Origin of the sequence: Spartinivicinus poritis, from assembly GCF_028858535.1 — a bacterium.
GTDB lineage: Bacteria > Pseudomonadota > Gammaproteobacteria > Pseudomonadales > Zooshikellaceae > Spartinivicinus > Spartinivicinus poritis.
Genome location: NZ_JAPMOU010000009.1, coordinates 91,548 through 115,083, shown reverse-complemented (window position 1 = coordinate 115,083; position 23,536 = coordinate 91,548). Strand labels below are relative to the sequence as shown.

Annotated in this window: 19 protein-coding genes; 5 read left to right on the top strand and 14 right to left on the bottom strand. The window is 41.3% G+C overall.

What is annotated here, in order from left to right:
* Nucleotide 1: 1 nt before the first annotated feature.
* Nucleotides 2-985, bottom strand: coding sequence for an ABC transporter substrate-binding protein (locus tag ORQ98_RS09540; protein WP_274688574.1), 984 nt, complete (start codon nt 983-985; stop codon nt 2-4).
* Between the two features lie 686 nt (nt 986-1,671).
* Here ORQ98_RS09540 and ORQ98_RS09535 point away from each other — a divergent pair.
* Nucleotides 1,672-2,166: a MarR family winged helix-turn-helix transcriptional regulator gene (locus ORQ98_RS09535; protein ID WP_274688573.1), complete on the top strand. Its 495-nt coding sequence runs from the start codon at nt 1,672-1,674 to the stop codon at nt 2,164-2,166.
* Nucleotides 2,167-2,337: 171 nt separating this feature from the next.
* Here the strand turns inward: ORQ98_RS09535 and ORQ98_RS09530 are convergent, their stop codons facing one another.
* From ORQ98_RS09530 to ORQ98_RS09520, 3 genes are read right to left on the bottom strand one after another with little or no spacing between them, the layout of a single operon-like run.
* Entirely contained in the window at nt 2,338-3,492 is a 1,155-nt protein-coding gene (locus ORQ98_RS09530) for an osmoprotectant NAGGN system M42 family peptidase (RefSeq protein ID WP_274688572.1), read from the bottom strand.
* Complete coding sequence (ngg, locus tag ORQ98_RS09525) at nt 3,489-5,240, bottom strand: N-acetylglutaminylglutamine synthetase (RefSeq protein WP_274688571.1); 1,752 nt, start codon at nt 5,238-5,240, stop codon at nt 3,489-3,491. The genes ORQ98_RS09530 and ngg overlap by 4 nt, the downstream gene beginning before the upstream one ends.
* A 2-nt stretch (nt 5,241-5,242) precedes the next feature.
* Nucleotides 5,243-7,021 (bottom strand): N-acetylglutaminylglutamine amidotransferase, encoded by a 1,779-nt coding sequence (locus tag ORQ98_RS09520; protein WP_274688570.1) that lies wholly within the window; start codon nt 7,019-7,021, stop codon nt 5,243-5,245.
* A 468-nt stretch (nt 7,022-7,489) separates the two neighbouring features.
* Here ORQ98_RS09520 and ORQ98_RS09515 point away from each other — a divergent pair, with 468 nt between their 5' ends.
* Entirely contained in the window at nt 7,490-8,080 is a 591-nt protein-coding gene (locus ORQ98_RS09515; protein ID WP_274688569.1) for a hypothetical protein, read from the top strand.
* A 64-nt stretch (nt 8,081-8,144) separates the two neighbouring features.
* Here ORQ98_RS09515 and ORQ98_RS09510 read toward each other — a convergent pair whose 3' ends face one another.
* On the bottom strand, nt 8,145-10,970 hold the full coding sequence (locus ORQ98_RS09510; protein ID WP_274688568.1) for a hypothetical protein: 2,826 nt from the start codon (nt 10,968-10,970) through the stop codon (nt 8,145-8,147).
* A gap of 263 nt (nt 10,971-11,233) precedes the next feature.
* On the opposite strand from ORQ98_RS09510, the gene ORQ98_RS09505 reads away from it, so the two are divergent.
* On the top strand, nt 11,234-11,401 hold the full coding sequence (locus tag ORQ98_RS09505; RefSeq protein WP_274688567.1) for a rubredoxin: 168 nt from the start codon (nt 11,234-11,236) through the stop codon (nt 11,399-11,401).
* A gap of 302 nt (nt 11,402-11,703) precedes the next feature.
* Here the strand turns inward: ORQ98_RS09505 and queF are convergent, their stop codons facing one another.
* The 6 genes from queF to ORQ98_RS09475 all read right to left on the bottom strand — a co-directional run bounded on the left by queF (nt 11,704) and on the right by ORQ98_RS09475 (nt 18,777).
* Nucleotides 11,704-12,531 carry an NADPH-dependent 7-cyano-7-deazaguanine reductase QueF gene (queF, locus tag ORQ98_RS09500; RefSeq protein ID WP_274688566.1) on the bottom strand — a complete coding sequence of 276 codons (828 nt, stop codon included), beginning with the start codon at nt 12,529-12,531 and terminating at the stop codon, nt 11,704-11,706.
* Entirely contained in the window at nt 12,488-13,429 is a 942-nt protein-coding gene (locus ORQ98_RS09495) for a queuosine precursor transporter (protein ID WP_274688565.1), read from the bottom strand. The genes queF and ORQ98_RS09495 overlap by 44 nt, the downstream gene beginning before the upstream one ends.
* On the bottom strand, nt 13,410-14,090 hold the full coding sequence (locus tag ORQ98_RS09490) for a helix-turn-helix domain-containing protein (protein WP_274688564.1): 681 nt from the start codon (nt 14,088-14,090) through the stop codon (nt 13,410-13,412). Before ORQ98_RS09490 ends, ORQ98_RS09495 begins: the two co-directional genes overlap by 20 nt.
* Nucleotides 14,091-14,429: 339 nt before the next feature.
* Entirely contained in the window at nt 14,430-15,593 is a 1,164-nt protein-coding gene (locus tag ORQ98_RS09485; protein WP_274688563.1) for a lipocalin-like domain-containing protein, read from the bottom strand.
* Complete coding sequence (locus tag ORQ98_RS09480) at nt 15,590-18,109, bottom strand: ABC transporter permease (RefSeq protein WP_274688562.1); 2,520 nt, start codon at nt 18,107-18,109, stop codon at nt 15,590-15,592. The genes ORQ98_RS09485 and ORQ98_RS09480 overlap by 4 nt, the downstream gene beginning before the upstream one ends.
* The gene (locus tag ORQ98_RS09475; RefSeq protein ID WP_274688561.1) at nt 18,106-18,777 is read right to left on the bottom strand and encodes an ABC transporter ATP-binding protein; all 672 of its coding nucleotides are present in this window, start codon (nt 18,775-18,777) and stop codon (nt 18,106-18,108) included. The genes ORQ98_RS09480 and ORQ98_RS09475 overlap by 4 nt, the downstream gene beginning before the upstream one ends.
* A gap of 83 nt (nt 18,778-18,860) precedes the next feature.
* On the opposite strand from ORQ98_RS09475, the gene ORQ98_RS09470 reads away from it, so the two are divergent.
* Nucleotides 18,861-19,097, top strand: coding sequence for a hypothetical protein (locus ORQ98_RS09470; RefSeq protein ID WP_180566983.1), 237 nt, complete (start codon nt 18,861-18,863; stop codon nt 19,095-19,097).
* Nucleotides 19,098-19,310: 213 nt separating this feature from the next.
* Here ORQ98_RS09470 and ORQ98_RS09465 read toward each other — a convergent pair whose 3' ends face one another.
* Nucleotides 19,311-19,604, bottom strand: a complete 294-nt coding sequence (locus tag ORQ98_RS09465) for an RNA recognition motif domain-containing protein (RefSeq protein WP_180566984.1) — start codon at nt 19,602-19,604, stop codon at nt 19,311-19,313.
* A 665-nt stretch (nt 19,605-20,269) separates the two neighbouring features.
* Between ORQ98_RS09465 and ORQ98_RS09460 the strand changes: the two genes are divergently transcribed.
* A complete protein-coding gene (locus tag ORQ98_RS09460) occupies nt 20,270-20,821 on the top strand; it encodes an HNH endonuclease (RefSeq protein ID WP_274688560.1) in 552 nt (183 codons plus the stop codon).
* Nucleotides 20,822-20,828: 7 nt separating this feature from the next.
* Here the strand turns inward: ORQ98_RS09460 and ORQ98_RS09455 are convergent, their stop codons facing one another.
* Both ORQ98_RS09455 and ORQ98_RS09450 read right to left on the bottom strand, forming a co-directional pair.
* The gene (locus ORQ98_RS09455) at nt 20,829-21,068 is read right to left on the bottom strand and encodes a hypothetical protein (RefSeq protein ID WP_274688559.1); all 240 of its coding nucleotides are present in this window, start codon (nt 21,066-21,068) and stop codon (nt 20,829-20,831) included.
* Nucleotides 21,069-21,484: 416 nt separating this feature from the next.
* Nucleotides 21,485-23,275 (bottom strand): M64 family metallopeptidase, encoded by a 1,791-nt coding sequence (locus ORQ98_RS09450; protein WP_274688558.1) that lies wholly within the window; start codon nt 23,273-23,275, stop codon nt 21,485-21,487.
* Nucleotides 23,276-23,536 lie beyond the last annotated feature (261 nt).

Sequence of the window (23,536 nt, the reverse complement as noted above, 5' to 3'; positions counted from 1 at the left end):
CTCACAGTGCAGCTTTAACTTGCTTAGCAACGTCACCTGGTACCCATTGGGTCCATAAAGACTCATAATTTTTTAAGAAATAATGGGCTACTTCGGTAGACTCTGCACCTTCTTCATCTGCCCAGGCTAGTAATTTGTTGACCTCCTGGGTGGGGATTTTCACTTTGCTAATAAAGTCTACCAGTTGTGGTGCTGCTTTAGCGAAGTCGGTGTGGATCCCAGTTTTAATTGCCGCGATAGGGTAATTGCCAGGATAAGGTTTAGTACATTCGGGGTTAGTGTTGCAAATGTGGCCAGTTTTGTCGTAGGGAGGCATTGTGAGTTTCACCATATCAAATTTGCCTAATACCGCAGTGGGTGCCCAATAGTAAAATAAAATAGGCTTACGACGTTTGTAGTGTGAGGTGATTGCTGCTTTTAATGCAGCTCCTGTTCCTGGAGAAAAGACGTTATATTGGTCCTCTAATTGAAAGGCTTTTATCAAGTTTTGGTTAATCACTTCACAGGCCCAGCCAATGGGGCAGGAATAAAAGCGGCCTTTACCAGGTGCTTCGCGATCTTTAAATAAATGTTTGTACTTGGGTAAATCGCTGACAGATTTTAAATCAGGGTATTTTTTCGCTAAGTACTTGGGAATAAACCAGCCTTCAATTCCGCCGGTATAGACATCGCCGAGGCTTTTCACTTGGCCCTCTTTAACGGCTTTATTCCAGGCTTCTGAGACACTGTTGATCCAGACTTCTGACATAATATCTACATCGCCGCGGCTGATGGCTGCCAGCATGGGTAAGGTATCACCAGTTTCAACTGTTGTTTTACAACCATAACCCTTTTCTAAAATAAAACGCTCAATTTCTACTGTAATTTGGTTGGATAACCAGTTCATTCCAGCGAAACGGATCTTTTTATCAATTTCGCACTCTTTTGCTTGTACTGTGTTCGCCAGCGTCATTGTTAAACATAAAAAAAACAGTAACTTTTTCATTAACGTAAACCTAATTTATTTCTTTTCATTTGAGATAAAAGGGCTTTAATCAGAGTGCCCAGAATCTTTTATGCCTGCTGAAATATTCAGACTGGAATTATTATTGTTGTCATATACTAACTTAATATTGTTAGTGTTCAAACTAAAAATTGGTTATGCCTCCTGAATAGCTTTAGCTAATATTACAACACAAAATTGATGAGTATGCCCATAATTTCCTTTAAAATCCGTTATATTGAACGATAGTTGGTGATATTTCATGGTTTTTATTGTGATCTGGTTGGTGTATTGCAGTTGCTGTAGTACTGATTTGTTTGAACTCTATTGTTTAGATGTGTAATATTTTGACTTCGTTATACTAGGAACAGGAGTGGACTAAGCTCCTTGGCTGGATAAAGAGTATTTGACGAGGGAACTTGATAAAATAGAGGCATAAACAAGCCTGCTACATTAGGTAAAGGCGCTGCCTGATGAGCGCTTGCACTGTATTAGCTTGCTTGGAAAGACAACCGGCTTTACACTTCGCAAGCTGTCTTGTTCACGACCTGTGCAGAGACCATAAACCATTATTAGCGGTGCCTTTAAATAAATACTTGAGTTTAGTGGTTCTTTACTAAAGAAAATGTGTTGTACAATGGGGCTAGTATCAGCATTAGCTGGTAGAATTTATTGTGGTATATTTGAGCATGGAAAAATATGAAGAACTGTTAGTTGCCTTGCGGAAAGTTATCCGGGCAATTGACTTGCACTCTAAACAGTTGAACAAAAATTTAGGTTTGACTGGCCCCCAGTTGTTGATTTTACAGGAAGTAGGGCGCCAAGAAGGCATTACCATTAGCGCAGTCGCTAAAAATATTAATTTAAGTCCAGCAACAATCACCAATATTACGGATCGGTTGGAAGCGCGTAGCTTGCTAGTGAGACAGCGTAGTCAACAGGATAAACGACGGGTGGGACTTTACCTGACAGAACAGGGGCAAGCGGCATTACAGTCTGCCCCTCAGCCTTTGCAGGACCATTTTATTAAAAAGTTTTGTGGGCTCAAAGAATGGGAGCAGTCTTTATTGCTTTCATCAATGCAGCGTATAGCCAGTATGATGGATGCTCAGGATTTGGATGCAGCTCCGTTGTTAGAGGTGGGAGCTATCACTTCCGCGAGCAAAAAAGACTTGCCTGAATAACAGGCTGTTAAGCTACAGATAATGAAGTTACACGGTGAAGTGGGTGATCATGGATAATAAAGTTTTTACCTTATTTTACCCATGAGCTACTCCACGAACGACTGGTGATGCATACATCCAGTGTGATTCATGCGCAAAGTAGAGTAGCCTATTTATTTTACGCATGGACCATTAATCACTGGAGTTCTGAGTGTGTGAATTAGTTGGGTAGCTAGCCGCCTGGTCGGTAAACTCTTCTGTGGTAGGTTTGGCTTTTGCGTCTGATTTAATGGCAGGTGGGCTCTGGATATAATGGACGATGAGCCTTGCACAATGAATTAATGCTTCAAGGTGAGTTCTTTCATAACCATGAGTGGCATCGGTGCCAAAAGTAATTAGCCCATGGCGTACATCATGTCCGGCATTGATTGCAGATACCGCATCACTGTAATAATAACGAAAAACGTCCCGGCTATGGGGAATACTATTAGTACGACACAAGTCGATTAAATGATGGGTTAAGTAATAGTCGTAAGGGCCGCTGGAGTCTTTCATTGCAATGGTAACGCCTCGTTCGATGGCATTTTGCCCCTCAGCAATAGGGCCAATGTCAATACCCACACATTCTGTTACATGGCAATCTAAGGCGTGTCCCAATCCCATTCCAGTTTCTTCGGATAAGGTAAAAATAGGGTGGCAATCAATAGTCACTGGAATGTTGTAGTCTTTTACGGCTTTAATCGCTGCTAATAAACTGGCGGTGCCGGCTTTGTTGTCGAGGTGGCGAGATACTAAATAACCATTTTCAAGCACTTCTGAGTTGGGATCGAATGCAACAAAATCGCCAACGCCTATACCATGATTCAGAGCATCTTCCTGAGAATGGATTTCTAAATCGACTCGCACTTCAACATGATCCCAGGTAACAGGCTGGGTATCAATTTCCTGATTAAATACATGGCCAGCAGCAAAAATAGGTAGCACAGTACCCCGTAGCTCTCCTAAATCGGTAAAAATACTGACACGCCCCCCCTCGGCAAAGCGGCTCGACCAATGGCCAACGGGGGTGATGGCCAAGCGCCCATTGGCTTTAATCTCTCTTACCATTGCGCCAATGGTATCCAGGTGGGTAACTACTGCGCGATCAGGTGATTGCTGTTTGCCCACCAGGTTACCAATGATCGTTCCCCGTCGAGTGAGGGAGTAATCTATTTTCAGCTGATCAAGTTCATGGCATACATAACACACGGCTTGATCTGTAAAACCTGTTGGGCAAGGGATAGTCAATAAAGACTGCAGTTGGTTAAGTAAATAATCTTGATCAATCGTAAAAGGAATATTTTTCATTTTATTTTTTTGTTACTTAGTGGAAATAATAAGTCAATAAATTTTTCTGCCGTGGGTTGAGGAGCGTGATTTTCCAAACCAGGGCGTTCATTTGCTTCAATGATGACGTACTCATTAGCACTGGGGCTTGGGACGATGAGGTCTAAGCCTACCACTGGGATAGCTAAGGCTTGTGCTGCTTGTTCAGAAACCGTGCGTAATGTGTCTGATAGGCTGGTTGTCACATCTTGCAAGGTGCCACCTGTATGTAAATTTGCTGTTTTGCAAACAAATAACTGTTTACCCTTTGGCAGTATAGTGCTCCATGAGTAACCTTGTTCAGTAACACAGCGCTCAGTTTCGCTATCAATAGGTATACGACTTTCACCGCCTGTTGCTGCTTGACGTCGGCGGCTTTGGTAGGTAACTAACCGTTTGATGGAGTGTATGCCATCACCAATAATTTCTGCCGGCTTTCGAATAGCGGCAGCCACCACTTGATAACCAATAACCACGACACGTAAATCCAAACCCAGATAAAACTTCTCTAATAAAATATCGGCAGACTCATGTTGGGCACGTTCGATAGCGCTCATTAGTGTCGTATGATTTTGTATGTTAACGGTAATCCCTCTGCCTTGTTCGCTATTGGCTGGTTTTACTACGATGGCTTGGTGCTTGGCTAAAAAAGCATTGGCTTGTAATTCTGATTGATAAGTACAATATTCTGGAGTATTTAAACCAGCATTTTTCAAGACTTTATGGGTGAGCGCCTTTTGTTGGCACAGGTGCATGGAGACCGCAGGTGTTACATCAGATAACGATTCGTGACAGCGGATTTTTCGTCCTCCTAGGGATAATGTAAATAAATTCTCAGCATAGTCTTGCACTGTGACATCAATGCCTCTTCGCATGGCTTCATCAGTAATGATTTTTGCGTAAGGATTTAATTTTTCAGGTTGGTTATCGCCTAAAAATAACTTTTCATTAATGGCATTTTTATTTTTGATCGCAAAGGTATTAATGGGTTTGAAACCAATTTTTTTATATAGCTCTTTGGCCATCTTATTGCTATGTAAGACAGATAAGTCTAGATAGTGACAACCCCGAGCGGCACAATATTCAATAATGTGCCGAACTAATGCCTCACCAACACCCGCGACTTGGGTATTAGGGGATACAGCCAATGACCATAAACTGCTGCCATGAGTTGGGTCGCCATAAGACTCTCGGTGATTAACGGCAATAACAGTACCGATAATTTCTTTGTTGGCAACATGTTCTGCTACAAAAAAAATAACTTTTCGAGAATTTTTATAAAACTCAACCTGTTGAGGATCAACTGGGACCATTTTACGTTGTTGGTAGAGGGCGTTGATAGCGGTTGCATCTTCAATAGAGCAGGCTCTACGAATTTGTAAGTGAGAAAAAGGCTTTTTAGCGGCCCGATAGTTATCCATCCAAATGCGCAGTGTATCTGAAGGGTCTAGAAATAGATGCTGAGGGGAGTAGCTCAATACTACATGGGGGTTTGATACATAAAGGGCGATGTCCCGTTGGCCTTCTGATTCTTCGGCTAAGGTGTTTGCCAGTTGTTGGGGGTCTTGAAATGTATTGCCGATTAATAAACGTCCCCAGCCACAGGGAATGATAATATTCTCTGGCAACTGCTTATCTTCGTGATGGTTAGCGACGGCTTTCAGATTATTAAATGAAGGTAACTGTTTTCTTAAGAGTCGTTCATTAGAGACTGGCTGATCAAGTTGCATGACTAAATTCCTTGGGTTTGAAGCCAGAGTTCAAGCAGGCCCATTTGCCACAGTTTAGAGCCATTTAATGGTGATAAATGGTTTTTAGGGTTGCTTAGCAAGGTATCAATATACGCTTGGTTATACAGTTTACGCTGCTTGGCTGTGTGGCTGGTCAATGCAGCAGCAACCCAATCTAACGTTGGCCCTTGTAAATACTTTAGAGCAGGAACGGGAAAATAGCCCTTAGGGCGATCAATAACTTTATCAGTGACAAACTGTCTGGCGACGGATTTTAGTATCCACTTACCATCGTTAGCCTTGACTTTGACTGCTGCGGGCAAGGTTGCACTAAACTCAACCAGCTCATGATCGAGAAAAGGTACTCTTGCCTCTAAACCATGGGCCATTGTCATGTTGTCCACGCGTTTTACTGGGTCTTCAATCAGCATTACGGTTGTGTCAAGACGTAACGCCTTATTAATCGGGTCATTGGCACCTGGTTGTGAAAAGTGCCCAGCAACGAACTCGCTGGCATAGTCTTGAGTTAGCCAGTCAGTTTGAAAAATTTGTTGATATTCTGAGTAATTGCGATCAAAAAAATGTTGCTTATAGGTTTGGACAGGCGTATTCGAGGTTAATAAGGGTGGGTACCAATGATAGCCACCGAATACTTCATCAGCCCCTTGACCACTTTGCACAGCTTTGCAATGTTTACTAACTTCAGCCGCTAATAAATAAAAGGCAATACAGTCATGGCTCATCATCGGTTCAGCCATTGCTGCGATGGCACTTGGTAAATTGTCCATGAGCTGGGTAGGGGAGACAAACAGCTTATGATGGTCCGTTGCAAATTGTTCGGCAATTAGATCAGAGTATTTAAATTCATCGCCTGCTTCATCATCAACAGTATCAAAGCCAATAGAAAATGTTTGAATCGGTGTGGATTTTACTTCAGTTAGCAGTCCTACTAATAAGCTGGAGTCTACACCACCGGATAATAGTACGCCAACATCAACAGCAGCGACATTTCTGCGCTTTACTGCCGTTAATAATTGCTCTGTTAATTGACTTTGCCACTCTGCCAAGGTATCGGTATTAATGGGTTTTGAAGTAGATGCATAATTTAATTGCCAATATTGATGCTTGGTTAGCTGGCCATCACCATCAAGCCATTGATAATGACCTGGTTCTAGCTTATGAATATGGCTAAATACAGTATCAGGTGCTGGCACGACGGAATGAAAGTGCATATAAAAATGCAAAGCTTTTGGATTTAACTGTTTGCTGATAGTGGGCACTGTTAATAAAGCGGGTAATGTCGAGGCGAATAAGCAAGCATTGGGTTGGAGTGAGTAATAAAGTGGTTTAATCCCCAGACGATCACGGGCCATAAATAATTTATTTTGATCTCGAAGCCAAATAACAAAAGCAAACATGCCATTAAATCGTTGTAGACAGTCTGGGCCCCAGGCATGGAATGCTTTTAATACGACTTCTGTGTCACCTGAAGAATAAAACTGATATCCCAATTGCTCAAGTTGCTGGCGAATTTCTGGGTAATTATAAATTGCGCCATTAAATACCAAGGTTAAACCCAGTTGGTAGTCATGCATAGGTTGGGCCGATGCAGCACTTAAATCCATAATTTTTAATCGAGTATGCCCAAGCCCTATATTGTCTTGGATAAATAACCCAGAGTGATCAGGCCCTCGTGACGTTTGTCGGGCATTCATTTGTTGCAGTGTTTTAATGGATGGTGATGTTTGGTCGAAGCGAAACTCTCCACAAATGCCGCACATAATTAACCTTTTGATTGATAAGTAATCCAAAAAAAGATAGCAGATATTTATTTAGAGTTCAAATCAAAAATGTGAAGGTATTTTGTTGTTTTAAGGGTTAAATGTCGAAAAACTATTTAGTATTGAATTGATATGAGTTCTAAATATATTTTTAGCAAGAAGTGAGTTACATGATGCATCTTTAACTAACTATTCAGTCCCGTTGAGTCATCCACTTGATGTAAAAAATATAGCAGTTAAAAAATGAAGTAGTGGCGATTTATTTTTGAATATAGTCTGTACCTTTATAAAATTATTTTTTTAAGTGATTCACATCTGCTTGATGGAATGTCAGATTCAAATACAGTCGTTAGCTGACACGTGCATGCTATAGTGATTAGCAGTAAATAGCCAATGACAGTATTGCTACCATTCTGTTAAATGGTGACTATACTAGAAAGAAACTTGCCAACTTGGCTCGACAGTATTATGAAAAAGCTCATTGTTTCGGTTGTTTTATTAGTAATCATTGTTGGTGGTGGCGGTGGTGCTTATTGGTACTTTTTTGCAAGTACTGATGCTAAGTTAAAGCAACATTATCAATCTATTCAAAATAAATGGTTAACAGATAAAGCACTGATCGATGCAATTATTGATTCCAATAGCAAGGCGGCTGATTGGGATGAAGCTAAAATTAAAGCACTTGATGATAAATGGCGACTGGAAAAAATCAGTGGAAAATATGACTTGATTAATGAGGTTGTTAACAGTCGGGCATCAGGTGTTGTGCGTGAAGTTCAGGAAAACAGTAATGGATTGTATAAAGAAGTGATTGTCATGAATAATAAAGGAACGAATGTGGGGGTAAGTGACATTACATCAGACTACTGGCAAGGAGATGAGGCTAAGTGGCAAGAGACTTATTTAAAAGGAAGTGGAGCCATCCATATTGCTGAAACAGAGTTTGATAAATCGACGCTCACTTATACCACTCAACTCAGTTTTACAATAACCAATCCAGCGGATCAAAAACCGATTGGCGCAATCACGCTGGGAGTGGCACTTGATAAGCTGAAATAACGCAGCATTGTGTACTAGCACTATACCTTGTATAAGAAGGTATCAGTGTTAGCGTTTATTATGTTTAGGCGTTACCCTCTGAAGAGAGCGCTGCAATTAAATCGGCTAATTTCACTTGTTCAGAAACACCGTGCACAATCGGCCTGAGTACATTATCTCTTAGTACTTGCTTACCAATATGACGCATGGTTTCTTCAAAAACGTGCACATTGTCTTTACCTGATGCCATATAGACTTTATTAGCCTTTTTTGTTATCCAATATTTAGCATCATTAGCTAATTGTTCAGTAAATAGCATTTGACAGGTTTTATTAAGATAGCTTGCTTCGGGGGTATTTGGTTTTAATTCAGTTAAATCCTGTAAAAAACGGTCACGATTAAATACATAAACGCTAGTATCTTTTTTGCCCCAGTTCATCGGTATAGAAAGGGTGTTAGATAACAACTTGGGATGGGCAACGGGCTTAATTAATTGTTTAACCAAGCGGCCTAAGTTGATTATAGGTGCAATTGGATTAGGAATTTGCCATGGACGTTTGGATTTATTAGCAGTAATTTTCTTGATGTAAGGACCATGTTCGAGTTTTTGTTCTTTAAGCAGCGGATAGCCGTTCTCGTTAACCAAACGTTTGACAATTCGTCGTTCAAACTCTTTAAGAAAACCTTGTTGCTCAGCAAACTGAAATAGCTGCTTGATTTGACCTGCTGCAGTATCAGATTGTTCTGCTACCCAAGGTACTTCTTGTAGCTGCTGAATATGTTGACTAACAAATGCTGAAAAGGCGGTATTGGAGCCTTTTTGTTGTAACAGTGATTTTGCTTGATTAATAATATCAATTGTGTTCTGGCTATCAGCTTTAATATTGTCTAATGCCTGTCTGTACAATTGACGGTAATGGCCAGAGTGCTCGGCGTCGTATTTTTGATAAGGTTTACCTGCGGCGGCCAATACTTCAAACGCATCTGCTTTGGGGTTTTTCATTATGGTCTGATAAATAGTAAGCCATACTTTGGGGGTGGCTTGTTCTTGACTTAACTGGTATAGATTCTGGATGCGTTGTTGAATAATATCCAGCGGTTTGGCATCTGGATCGGTTTGTTGGCTAATGGCTTCTTCTGCGGCAGACTTTTTATCTGATACATTAAATACTTTGTTGGAGTATTGGGCCGCTGCCTGGCTAATCGCAACGCCACCAATGGTAGCTCCGACACCTGCATACAGCACACTACTCACACCCACCCCAAATGGCCCACCTAGAATCATGCCTAATTGCCCCAGTGTTAGCACACTGTTACCCAGGGTTTCTGCAACGGTGACATTTCGTTGATGACGATAAAACTGGTCAATGATCGCCTTGGTCTTAGTTAATTCTGGGCTATTCGGCTTGTCTAATGCTTGCGTAGTATTAATTTGGTCTAACCACTCATTAAGCGATTTGATTTCATGGATGCCTAGCCCAGCTTTAGTTAGGCCGGCTATAACCATTTGTGCCTGGCCAATGACATTAAAGGTATCACCCATTTGGCTTAAAATGCTGCTAAAGGACTGAGCGGCCTCACCGGCTAATAGTTCGCTGGTGGCGCGGGCTTCAAACGACACCATCCCCCAATACATGCCACTTAATCCAGACTCAGTAAACGCAGCGGCAATGTGTGTATCAGCAAATTTTGCCAGTTTATCATCTTGATTGGCTTTATAATCCGACAGTTGTTGGATAAGAGCATGACAGTCTGGCGAAGTGGGGTCAAACAGCTGGCTGCTTGATAGTGTAGTCAGCAACTGTTGTAGTTCTGGTGATGGTTGTTTATCGGCTAATTGTTCATTGACTTGTTGATTATGATCAGCCAGCTGAGCTTTTAACGCATTCAGTTGACCAATAGTGGATTTTAACTGCGCTTGATCGCCATCGCTTTTTGCACTTAATAAGGGTTCAACACTGGCTAATAGATTAGTTTTAAATCCATTATGTTGGTTTAGTAGGTTCAGTAACTGTTGTTGTATATCATCATTGTCAGTGGAATTGAGTAACTGTTCTTTTATTGCTAATTCTTGGGTGACCAGGCTACGAACTTCGTTTTTTAAGGCTTGTTGAGACTCAAGCAGCTCCTGATATTCCTCTCGTGCTTCGCTATATTCGTCATTAGCACCTTGCCAGCCTTTATGCACCACACCAATAAAAGCCGGGTAAAGAGCCGTACTTTGTACTGCTAGCACTAACGAGCGAGGCAGGCCAGAGTTTTCTAAGCTGACGGCCAAATCATCACCACCATCAATCACTAATACTGGACCAGTGTCCATTTTAGTGATTGAAGTGACATTATGAATATCTCGGCCACGTATAAACCTCTCTGCTGCCGCCATATGCTTGGCAGTACGGCGTAAGTAGCCTTGTTCTAAGGCCTGTGCCATGTCATCAAGTGACTTAAAACGGAAAGTTTGCTCAAGCATATCGCCAGTGACTTTCCAAGGGTATTTTGCGTTTGCTGAGCGACTGATTTCAACGCCCCATTGTTTTTCCATCGTTTTGGCTTGATCAAGCTCTTTTGGGTAGCTTTCTTCTAGAAATGCTTCTAACTCTATACTGGATTCAAATGTCCTGGGTCTTGTATACAAATCACTGGCTAATTTCCAGCAGTAGGTGCCTGGCCGATTAATTTTAATGTCATGCTGATCAGTGAACTGAAAAACTTGCTGATTGCCGGGTGATATTTCATTGAGTTTATCTTTATTCAGTGCTGACTCTAGTGGCGTTGGGGCAGGGGTAGGTTCAGCGAGCTGCACACTATGTCCACCAATATCACCCTGTATAAGAGGTTGTGTAGAGGATTGAGATAAGGATGGATTGTTTAATATGCTGGGTTGAGTCGCGTTTACTGCTGTAGCTGGCATGGTCAGCAAATACCCCATTTGTTGTCGTATAAAAAAGTGTTGTTTGGTAATAAATACGTCATAAAGTAAGACGGCTGAATGAGAAAGTATGCTAAAAACAGTCGAGAATTATTATCATTTGCAATGATGGGATTAGGCTTAGGCTAGTCAGTGTGCTGCTACACTTTTTGATAAAGTAGCTAAGCCACACTTTAAAGCTGACGGTTGAGTTAATTTAAAAGAAATATGGGCTTAATAGGGAATAATTGGATGAAGGGGGCGGTATGCGTAAGTGGCAATGTATTGTTTGCGGCTTTATCTATGATGAAGCGTTAGGCTTACCAGAGGAGGGGATACCACCAGGTACTCAGTGGGAGGATATTCCAGAGGACTGGCTTTGCCCTGACTGCGGCGCAGCCAAGGCGGATTTTGAGATGATTGAACTGGCTTAAATGCTGATAACTCAGAGTTGTGAATATATACGGCTTGCATTTTATACATAAAAATGGTTCATGATGGGGGCTGTATATTATGAATGAACAATTCAGGAAAATTAGTTAAAAACGGTTTTTATGTTTTTTCAAGCCGCGATTAAACATCTCCAATAGCCCATTTTATTATTACAACAGCAGACTTGCCCGCCATGAGTGAAAAAATAGTGTGTTGTTATTTCCTGTCAGGCACTAAAGTTATTTTTACACCCATGCGCGACACCTTCTACTAGGGCAGAGTGTGTAAAGGTTAAATGAAAGCCCTACTGCCTCAACAGTCGTACATTGGCTGGTGGTGCACTTTCAAAATTACTGCGGAAGGGATTAATGTCCAGACCACCACGGCGTGTGTAACGAGCATAAACGGTGAGTTTGTCTGGTTGGCAATAGCGTTGAATATCGGTAAAAATTCGCTCGACACATTGCTCGTGAAACTCATTATGTTGGCGGAAAGAAATAATATATTTTAATAAGGCGGCCCGATTAATTTTAGCGCCAGCATATTTTACCATTACACTACCCCAGTCGGGTTGGCCGGTGACCAGGCAGTTGGATTTTAATAAGTGAGAGTGTAAGATTTCTTCAACAGGCTGTTGTGGGTCGGCTGCATCCGTTAATAAGGTTGAGTCAATTTCATAGCAATCGGTAGAGACATCCTCTTCGTCAATGCATTCGCCAGGTAAATTGCCAATGGTGGCGTTATGCTGATGCCATAAATTTACTTTGACTTCACCATTGGCAATTTGGCTTAAATCTTTGATAAGCGTGGCCTGAACGGTTTCAATATTGTCAAAATGGGTTTGATTAAAACTGTTTAAATACAGCTTGAATGATTTGGACTCAATAATATTGGTCGTTGTTGCATCAACAAAGGTTTCACCAACGGCAATGGCTGGTTTACCGGAGGGGGTGAGCCAGGATAATTCGTATAAATTCCACACATCTACCCCTGAAAAAGGTAGGCTTTCTGGGTAAAGACCAATAGGCTCCCGGTTGAGGCTGCGGGGCACACCTTCCAGCAATTCAGGGTTATAGCTGAATTCGTATTTAACTGACTTCCCTAAGGGTGTGTTGTCTAGTGGTGTATTCATTCTGATCCTTTTGTTTACTGTCTTCAGTTACAATGAATTGTCTCATCAATGCATGGGCAGCATAAGTCATGGGAACGCTAATTAAAGCATAAATTGACTTCACGATGATTTGTGAGGTGATCATAACAAGCACAATTTCTGGCCCAAGGGTGTGCCAGAAAGCAATAGTACAAAATAACAAACTATCAATGATGGTGCTTGGTAGCGTACTTCCCAATACTCGTAAGTATAACCAGCGGCTGTTGGTAAGACTACGGATTTTTGACAGAATTACCGCATTTAGGTTCTCGCTGACTAAGTAAGCAATCATAGAGGCAAAAAACACACTGAGTAACTCAGTACCGATCAAGTTAAAGCTGTCATCAAGCGGCCAGTGGTTGATAGGGGAGATTTGCAAAGCTGCAAAAATAACAGCACAAAAAAAGATGTTGGATAAAAAAGCAATTTGAATACCTTTACGAGCCATCCTCAGGCCGTAAAATTCATTAATCACATCATTAATAATATAGGTAATAGGATAAAACAGTAGGGCGATGGGAATAACCAGTTCAGTACCTAATAAGTTAATAGGCTTAAGGCCTGAGAAATTACTGCTGATCAAGATAGCACTTAAAATGCTGATCATGATGGCATAAGCTGTCCAAGAGCGTTCGCTGCGCTCTTTTTTATCAAATAAAATCGAGGTGTTGGTTTTTTTGTAGTAATGCATACAGATGAGCTTGAAGTCTCGCTCTGATACACTGTCCATCATTTCATCAGTAAAAAACAGCTCAATAGGAATGGCTAGCCGTTTACCTATGCCTGTTACAGTAAGAATGACCTTCCCTTCAATACTGTCAAACCCATGTAAAGCATATTTATGAGTGGTTTTATCCTCGTCACGAATACCTTTCTTCAATGAGCACTCCTTGGATGCTGTAGGTTTTTGAGTAAAGCATGGTGTTATTCGCATCGTTAAGCGATTGTAGATAAATCAGCCCATCAGAAAAATTTTTACATTTAACTAACGTCGGTTGCGGTTTATCTGTCACGGCTAGCACAATATTGTCTTGTTCAGGGGGGCGATTACCACTAAATATCAGGGTGACCCCTGGGTTAAAATAAGGTAGGTAATTTTGAGAGTCGATTGTTAAGGCAAAGCCTTGGCCGATTTTTCGTGAGGCACAAGTGGTGGGACGGTGCTGATACCAGTAACCAATAGGAAATCGTTTAAAATGAACAATATCTTGCCATTCTAGTACTGGCACAGCATAAAGTGCTTTACTCTCTATATACTCTATTTCGCTGTTATGGTATTTTTTTTGGCTTAAATCGACTTCGGTGAGTTCCCATACTTCAACACCAAAAAAGTTGGACAGAATACTAACCGTTGATTTCTTTGTGCTGGCAACATCACCATTGACAAGTTGGTAGATGGTGGTTTGTTTCACCCCGGTTTGTTGTTGAATATCTTGTTCCGATAAACCATTTTCTTTTAATAAAAACTTTATATTTTGCGCTAGCGTTGTTTTCGTCATGGCGATTTTTTGAACACTGCCATCCTTGTTTAATAAGCACAAAAATACTACCTTGTTTGTTAAAAAAAAACTAGCTAAACTGCCTCATGCTGCATTAGTTGTATATTATACAAATGTCTATACCTGACCTTGTGTATACTTTAGGCTATCATTAATAATTGTTTTCTGTAAGTATGCACTGATTAGCTAGTGGTTCATGCGTAAAGTTGGGTAACAGTCTTCAAAGCCATTTATTTTCTGGTAAGGCGCTTTTTTGCAGGCATAGTGGGTCTACGTCAAGAAAAAGTAACACAGCCAGAAGATAAATGGAGAAGAAGTTGTTACCTTAATTTTGCGCATGGACCACTAGCTGGTGATGCACATTTTAAATACAGCACTTGATTAATAACCCGTGAGCTCGACAAATCCCCAGCCTTGATGACTACCGGTTATTTTTACAGCGCCCTCCCAGTAAGTGAATAAATGTTTAATAAACTGATTAGGTTGGGTTGGAGTCAGTGTCAGTGATAAATGATAGTCAGGAAGGGTAATTTGCCATGCTACCGGCCACTGTTTATGGTCAATTGTTTGTTGGTATTGAGTGGCTTTGATTGTCACTTGGTTGGGGGTTAGCTGAATAACGGTTTGGTCAGCTTGAATAAGGCCGGCAAATAGCGTTTCTGGGTAGCCTGGCTGGCTGCGAATCCGATAAATCATCAACTCTTGTTGGTTTTCCAGTTGTAAGGAAAACCAATCCCAACCGGTTTGGTAATGATCAAGGGCACTAGTAGCCCATTCATGATCAAACCAAGCCTGTCCAGTAACAGGTATTTGCTGTTGATCCCACTGAATGGAGCCAACAACATTTAAGCGAGGGTAAGAGTAATAATAAGAGGCGTTACCCTGGGTAGTGCTTTTTTGACTCAGCCCTTGGTTGCCTTGTAAAACCCAGGACTTAAGCTTGTCGATGGTGAGCGCTAAACCGATGTGTTGCGCTGGTGCCTGGGCTGTTAATTTGGCGGGAAAAAGTGACTCTGCTGTGGTTGATTGTAGTTGCCAGTTTTCTAACCAGGCTTGCAGGGGAGGGGATGTAACACCTGCCAGCCCAGGCCCTTGGCGGCTGAACTTGGCAGCACTGCGATGGGTTTGTTGTTGAGTATTACTCAAAGCCAGGTGGGCCATATAAAACTGAGGTACCAACCAGGGGTTAGCAGCAGTTGAAGAGGGCTGGCTGGCAAAACGAAATAAAGTAAATTGAAAGCCATAATGCTGTTGATTACGATCAAATAAGTGACCAGTCAGATACCACCATTCAGTACGATAGGCAAAGTGGGGGCCATGGTCGCGAGGAAAAAGAAAGGCAATCGGTTGGGTTGCTTGTTTAAATGGGCTGTTTTTCTGCGTACCCAACAACTGTTGTAAAGTAACTGGATTATTTTTAGTGGTATGCTGCGCTGTGAAGGGTTTTGTCGAGTTGAGTACCCCCCCAGTGTTGATAAACAGCCAGCCAAATAGGCAAGTGCCTGTAATAATCGTACCTAAAGTGATGAGTGTTCGCTGACTCATGATTTTATAATTGATTGTGGTGGGCGAAGGAGTGGGTAAAGGCAGGCAACGCCTATTGCAGCTAATGTAAAACCCAGTGTGGATAGTGAGGTTGCCCAGCGAAATAACAAAGGCATACTCCAACCAAAGGCTCGTATATTCACCCCGGTAATTAACCAATGGGATAGCCAATAACCCACCGGTAAGGCAAGCAAACAACATAAGCAGCCAAACCACAGCATTTGACTGACTTGAAAACAATTAATCTGCCAGTGGGTAAAACCTAATTGATGCAGCAGAGTCACTTCATTGGCTCGGCTGAGTTGCAATGCCATTAAGGTGCTGGCCATGCCGATGGCTGCAATGATAATAGCAATGGTTCGCAGGCCATTGGTGACTAAAAAAGTTTGGTCAAAAATAGCCAACGAGCGCTGTTTAAGTTGTTCTGGAGTGGTTATTGCTAAATTAAGAGAATTATTATTTTCATCTACTGCAAGCTGATTAATTAATTGAATAATGGCTTGTTGCTGTGCAGGGTTAATTAAATAGACGGCAATTGATGTGATAGGTAAGACAGGCCAGTAACGCTGATAATTTGTTTTACTGATTAACGCTCGGCCATACTCACTGGCGTAGTCATAATAAATACCGGCTACTCGAAACGTTTGGATACCGTTAGGTGTATTAATTGCCAGCTGGCTATGTTGTTTTAAGTTTAATCGATGAGCTAACGGTTCGCTAATCAGCAGTTGGTTGGGTTGTTGCCAATTCTGCCAAATTTGGTTGGGGTTGCCGCCTGTAAATAAATACCCTTGCTGCATGGGTGGAGGGGCATTACTACTGGTTAAGCGAAAGAGCTGGTCTTGACTGTTGACTTGCCTGGACTGGAAATGAGCAATGTGGGCAATAGCTGGATGTTTAGTTATTCGCTGTAATAATTTGTCAGGTAACGGTTTGACCGGCTGCTGCCCCCATACTTCTTGTTTTAAGTAAATATGTGCAGATAGACGATGCTCAAGCCAATTAGCGACTGTCAGTCGAAAGCTGTCAATCATAATGCCAATACCAATCGCTGTGGCCAGTGCGATGACCAGCGCCATCATAGCAATGCTAGTGGTTATGCTGTGTCGTTGATTATCCTGCCAAAAATATTGCCATAAAATGCCTTTTAGTTGAGCAGGCCAGGGTTTTATTTTGCTAGCCAACTGAGCCGTTAACCAATTAACCACGGGTAGCCAGGCTGCATAGCCAAGCAGTAAACCACCAATGGCAATAAAACAGTGAGTGAGCCCAGTGGTGAAATAAAACACGCAAATACTGACAGTCAAGGTAATTCCCCCTAGCAAGACAAACCCCAGTAACTGGCTTGGTTGCCACTGTAATCGGGGATGTTGGGTGGAATAGCGACTGGCTTGCCAACAGTCAACACTGATGACAGCTAAGGGCCCAAATATACCAATAGTGACTGCTTTTATTAAAGTGGGTGCGGGCACATGAAATAATATAACAGGGGTTATGCCATAAAGATTACTGGTGGTTTGTTGTGCTATTTGTTGTATTTCACTACTGATCAAAATACCTGACAGGATGCCTAACAGGGTTGCAATGACGGCAATGCAAACGACCTCTAATAGTAGAAAGAGGGTTTTTTGTTGAGTGGTAATCCCCAGCTGTGTTAGTTGGGTGAGTAATTGGTGGCGTTGGAGTAGTGCAAAGCGGACGGTATTAAACACAATAAAAAATCCAGTGGTCACTACTAATAAAGCTAAAGCTGATAAATTAATACTTAATGCTTCACTCATTTGCCCTAATTGAGAGGTTATTTCATTGCTTGCTGCTAACTGGTAAGAGGAGGGAAGCCACTGTCGAATTGCATTAAGCTGCTCAGTTTGATGAATAGTTAAATCAATTCGACTCAGTTTGCCAGGTACATTTAACAGCTGTTGTGCCTGGCCAATATCCATTACTAATAAATGGTCAAATAGTTCACTAACCTCTTGGTTAAAAGCAGCTATTAATGTCACGGGGAATTGATTATTTTCGGTAAACAACGTTAGCTGATCACCTATTTGCCAGTGGTGTTGGTTAATATGCTGTTGAGCAATGATGACAGCAGGGGGGGATGACTGAATAAAATCCAATAGAAAAGCCGTTGTACTATGGGTTTGCGAGTTCGTGGCATAGGATTGAAAGTGCACAGCCTTAAACAAGTCTACGGCTAATAACGTATATAACTCGCCGTTTTTTGCTAGCTTGACGGAAGCTTGAATAACCGGGCTGGCAGTTACCGAAAACCGTTGGGTGAGTTCTGTATAAAGCTGCTCTGACAACCAGCCTGTTGTAGAGGTAATATGGTGGGTAGCAGGGCCACTTAGTTGTTTGGCTGCTATTGAAAAATTTTCCTGGCTATTTTTGATCAGTAAGTCAATAGTTGTCAGTAAACAGGTAGCAGAACTAATGCCGATTAAAATAAAAAATAATTGCCAAGGATGGAAACGATAATGCCTAAGCAAGGCAACAAACAGCAAATAGCTCATGACTTGAATGAAAGCTGTCCATAATGAATAACTGCAACTCGGTTAGCCCATTGGCAGAGTTGCTCATTATGGGTGGCAAGTAATACCGTTTGCCGGTTGGCATTGACTTGTGAAAAAAAAAGTTCAATTACCCTAGCAGCAGTTGTGTTATCTAAACTACCGGTGGGCTCATCTGCTAACAACACGCTGGGTTGATGAATTAAACTACGACAAATGGCAACCCGTTGTTGTTCTCCGCCTGAGAGCTGATGGGGAAATCGGTTGAGTAGCTGGCCCATGTCAACTGTCTGTAATAAATCTCTGGCTCGTTCAGCCACCTGACGTTGTTTGTTTAATAGTCCTGGCAGCATTACATTTTCCAACACAGTAAGTGATGGTAATAAGTTGTATTGCTGATAGACAAAACCAATATGCTGTCGTCTAATCGTGGCCCGAGTCGTTGCTGATTGGTGATGCATAGGCTGTTGGTGCAGGTAAATCTCGCCTTGATGGGGTAATTCAAGGCCTGCAATTAAATTAAGCAGAGTGGTTTTGCCAGAGCCGCTCTGGCCTAACAAAATCATTATTTCTCCTGCCTGAACCGTTAGGTTAATATTGGTAAACAAGGGGGTAGACTGATTACTGACAGGAATATAATGACTCACCTGTTTTAGTTCGATGACAGCCATTGACGACCTATCTCTTTAATATCTATTGTTTTTGGGTATTGGCTATAATGGATTGAACCACAAGAATATGTAAGGATAACTCAATGAATAATGTAGACCAACATTTAGGCCAATTAAATGAGACATTAAGTAATATTAATGACCAGCTTCATATTATTACTGATACGATTAATAATGTAATCAGTCTACAAGGCTCTGCTGATCAAGATGACCCTATTATAAAAAAACTATTACATAGACAACAGGAGTTGTTTGGCCAGTCTGATGCCATACTGAAAAAAATCGACGCATTATTAGGTGTTACAGTAGATGCTGCCTAGCAGACTGGACAAACCATAAGGCAACTTTTTTCAATCATTTAGTTATTGGCTGAGTTGCTTTTCTTTTATCGCGGCCCTTCCCACTATTATTTATAGAAAAGTGCGTGCGAAGTGCTATGCCAGAGAATAAAAGGCCCTGAACACGACTATTCAACTTTACACATAAACCACAAGCCTAGGTAGTTTGGTAGGTTACCGTATTTTTCAGGCTTATTAAGTGGTTCGTTGTACAGTATAATTACGTCGGCTTCGTTGTCGGTTATTATCAATGGCTTTATTTACCTTAATTGTGCGTCCTTCTACTTCTATACCATTGTGTTGCAGGGCTTGTTTAGCAGCCTGCTCGGAGGCAAAGGTAATGAAGGCAAAGCCTTTAGATCGCCCGGTTTCGCGGTCTAAAATTAATTTAATGTCGTCAATTTCGCCGTATTGAGAGAACAGATCATCTAACTGTGACTCGTTGATGCAGTAGGGTAAATTCCCTACATAAAGCTTATTTTGCTGCATGAGCTCCTCTAAAATCGCTATTTACAAAAAGCATCTATAACACCTGCATTGTTCTCACCACATGCTGGTATTTTCCTAAATGGTTAAACCTACTACTTGATGCTCTTGGTAAACAAGAACTGATGGGGCAGCAGATTATTAGGAAGAGTTAGATTGTTTAAGGTTTGCTTGATATTAAGTCACTAACATGAATGAAATAGTGTTTGGTTTTATATTACTTCTATTCACTAGTTTAGTGCATATCTCTAATTGATCAACACGTTGTTTAAATGCTGATATTTATTTAAAGAGCGCCTCTAAACCTGAGTATTCAGCAAGACAGAATATAAGAGTAAGGCTATGTTTATAAATAAGAAAGTGAATGAGTCATAGTGGATGTGCAAATCCGTCATATGACAAGATAAGTACACTTTTAGCAATAACCAAAGTGAATGGTAAAAATGTCATAAAGAAGGGAGAAACTATCAGAAGATAGCATCATTTCGTTGGCCTATGCCTGTTGCCAGTTACGATGAGGTGTCTGAGTTAGAAAACCACGCGTTTAAGCCTGGCTGGGCCAAATAGGGGCTGTTAGGCACTACGCTAAAGCCATTCGCAGTGCCCTTTATGTCAAAATAGTTGTGGGTAATTAGGTGTGAAGCAGACTGGTGGAATGGTGGGTAAATATGATTCGTGTATTAAGGTTGAATAAATCCGGGTTGCCGACCGCATGGATAAGCCGAGAAGAAGCAGCCACCTTGTATGTTAAACAGCAAGTGTTATGGAGTATCGGTGAGCAGCCACTACGTATTGTTGGAGGAATCAACAAGTTTGGCGTTCGCTCTGAAATCAATATGGACCCCATCATTGCCTGTATGGGGGAACATCGTCGACAAAACTTTGTGCCTGGTTTAAATAATGCACTGTTATTTCGTCGTGACGACTATTTGTGTATGTACTGTGGCAATACGTTTAAAGAAACGGAGTTGACCCGGGATCATATTGTGCCAAAAGTACAAGGTGGCAAGGATGTATGGAAAAATGTAGTCGCCGCTTGCCAACGTTGTAACCACCATAAAGGCGGCAGAACTCCAGAACAAGCAGGAATGGAATTATTAGCAGTACCTTTTGAGCCTAATGTGTTTGAGTTTATGTATTTAGCTAACCGTCAAATTCGTGGCGACCAGATGGAGTATTTACGATCACGCTTTACCGGCCAGCGTTGTTGGCAAATGTAGCTAGGCTTTAATTAACAACGGTTTCTGATATTGACTGCATCAGTGCTTTTACTGTGTTGGTTAATTGTTGAAAGATGTTTTGCCAATCAATATTGCGCAGCACTTCTTGAAAAGTATTGATTAATTCAGCAACGGCTTCTCCACCAGGACCAATTTCAGCGTATGTCAATACTGCTGCAGTTACCAGTGTCCATTCAAATGTTTTACGTAATAACCAAAAAAATACTAAACCCATACTGCCTAACATAAGTGGATATCTCTTCATGCCAATAGTTGATAGTTGCTATAAAAATTAACCTGAATATGTCGTGGTAATCAACAAACTAAACGATGTTTTTAACTGAATGATGGTTAATATTGCGATATACATAACATTTGGCTGAAACTACCTGAATTGAGGAAAGACTATCAAACGACGAATCGCTATCAACCTATAAATATAGTCACAGAGAAAGGTTTTTAGGGTGCTAACATACTACTGTGAGGTTAGTAATAGCAGCACGAATTGAAATAAAAAGTGCTAGCTAGGCTATCGGAAGCTATCTGGTGTAATAAAAAATTCAGAAGGTAATTTGTAAAACAAAAATATTACTATTTTGGGGTACCTTCAAAAGAATCCTTTTAAAGGTACCTTTCAGTGAATATTAACAATTTCAGTTGATATTAAAAATTAAGGGTGCGCTTAAGTGAGACTTCAAGTGGCTCTGATGCTTTACCCATCTCATCACAACCATTCGCACCAATTACCCGAACCAGTTGCTCACTTTCAGGGGCGAGATTGGATATTTCTGTCATAGTTGCTGTAGTACTCACTTCATCTTGCCAGGTTCCTTCGATTAGCCGTTGAACAGTATAGTGCTGGGCGTGCTCAGGGGCTAACCAAGATAATTGAAAAGTGTTTTTATCAAGAATTTGAGCGGTTAAGTGGGTGGGAGAGGCCGGTGTATGACACTGATGGCTGCCTGCTTTTAAATTAATTGTCCAGGTAAAAGCATCTTTAAGTCGATTGTTGCGGTCGACAATAACATGCTTTGTCTTATCTTGTGCTTCTACTGTTAGTTGGTAAGTACCGGGTGGGTAATTGTTACCCATAAAGGTAAAGTCAGTTGCTGAACTTACCTGCTTATCATTTAATTGCCATTTTGCTGTGACTGTCTTGGTGGTCGGCTGAAGTAGGGAGGCAGAAAAAGCCTGCTGTTGTTGTGTGCTAATATTAATTGTTTTGGTATTAGGCGTTTGTGATGAGAGCGGTGTAGTAAAACTGTAAATTCGTCGTATAAGTTGTTCACTGTTGACGGCATAAAATGGCTGACCTAATGCACGCATTAGTGAATTATTCGTTGGGCGATACATACCATAACGGCAGTATTTCGCTCCTTCAAACACGTTGACATTGTTAGCGACATCAAACCAATGGGACCATTTGTTGCCTGAACGATTATTGGTGACATTGGCTTCTGAAGCGGGAGCTACTCGGCAACTGCCGTAGTCGTATTCATCCGCTAGTAAACCAAAGGTATGTGCCACTTCATGTAAGGCTAAATCAACCGCTGATGAGTGGAGTGACATGGTAGCAACAGCACCGCCAGAGCCGCCATATTTGTCAGTATTGACCACTACCACAATAATATCCCGAGAATGACTGCTTAAACGCTGAGAGACATATTTTTGCACTTCACTAATATCAACACACAACAGCCGGTCGATATTATAGCAATTAAAATACGACTTGAAGCGGGTGTCTTTGGGATAACTATAGCCAGCACCAGATTGATTGCTGATTGATTCAACGCCCCACACATTAAAATAGCTTTTATACAGGCTTATCGGATGCTCTTCAAAAAAACCGTTAACGACGGCAGTTAAATCCTCTTTAAAGCGAGCAATTTCATTTTGAGTATAGCCTTCTGCTACAAATACCAAGTCGACCCGGTTACTGGATGGGCCATTATCAACCAGCTTAAAAACGGACTCTCCGATTTTTTCTTTAATTCCAATATTGGTCAAAGCTACATTACGCTCAGTAGAAAATTGCCAAGTTAAGCCAGTTTCAGGCATAGTTTTAGGTGAAAAAATCAATATTTTATTTATGCCCTCGTTTTCATCAATATCCAGGTAAAGGTTACCAGTGGCTAATGGTTGGTTAGTCACTGACTCAATAAGCCCAGTTTGTGGGTTGAACATTTCTCCTCTTAACACTAATGGGCTCGTTAACTGCTCTATCTTCACTGTTTGGTTGTGGCTATTTAACTGAATAATGGCTAGCGTATTTATGGATTGCGGTTGCCCCAGTTGTTTATTTAATTGGCTAAGGTAATCATTATAAGGCTGACTATCCCTGTCTAGTAATAATTCCTGGTTAGTTAAAACAAACTCTACTAGTTTTGCGTGACCAGCCAGAGTGACACAATAAAACAAGAGTAGTGTGACTAGTCCTTTAGTCATGGCTTTCATAACCGCTCCCTGTTTGCTCTCTACCGTTTGAAAAGGTGTTGCGTTGGTAGCTTATAAGTGTAGGAGAACCTCGTAAAAGAAAATAGAATAAATTGGTACTATAGTGTCAATTACTGATTATGACTGGTAATAAACATGTACCTTTCGCATTAAGGCTGTCGCAAAAGCACTTCAAATCAAATCCCTTCTCTCTGGGGGGAGGGTCGTCGCGAAAGTCACTTTTAGCTCCCTCTCCCTTTGGGAGAGGGCTGGGGTGAGGCT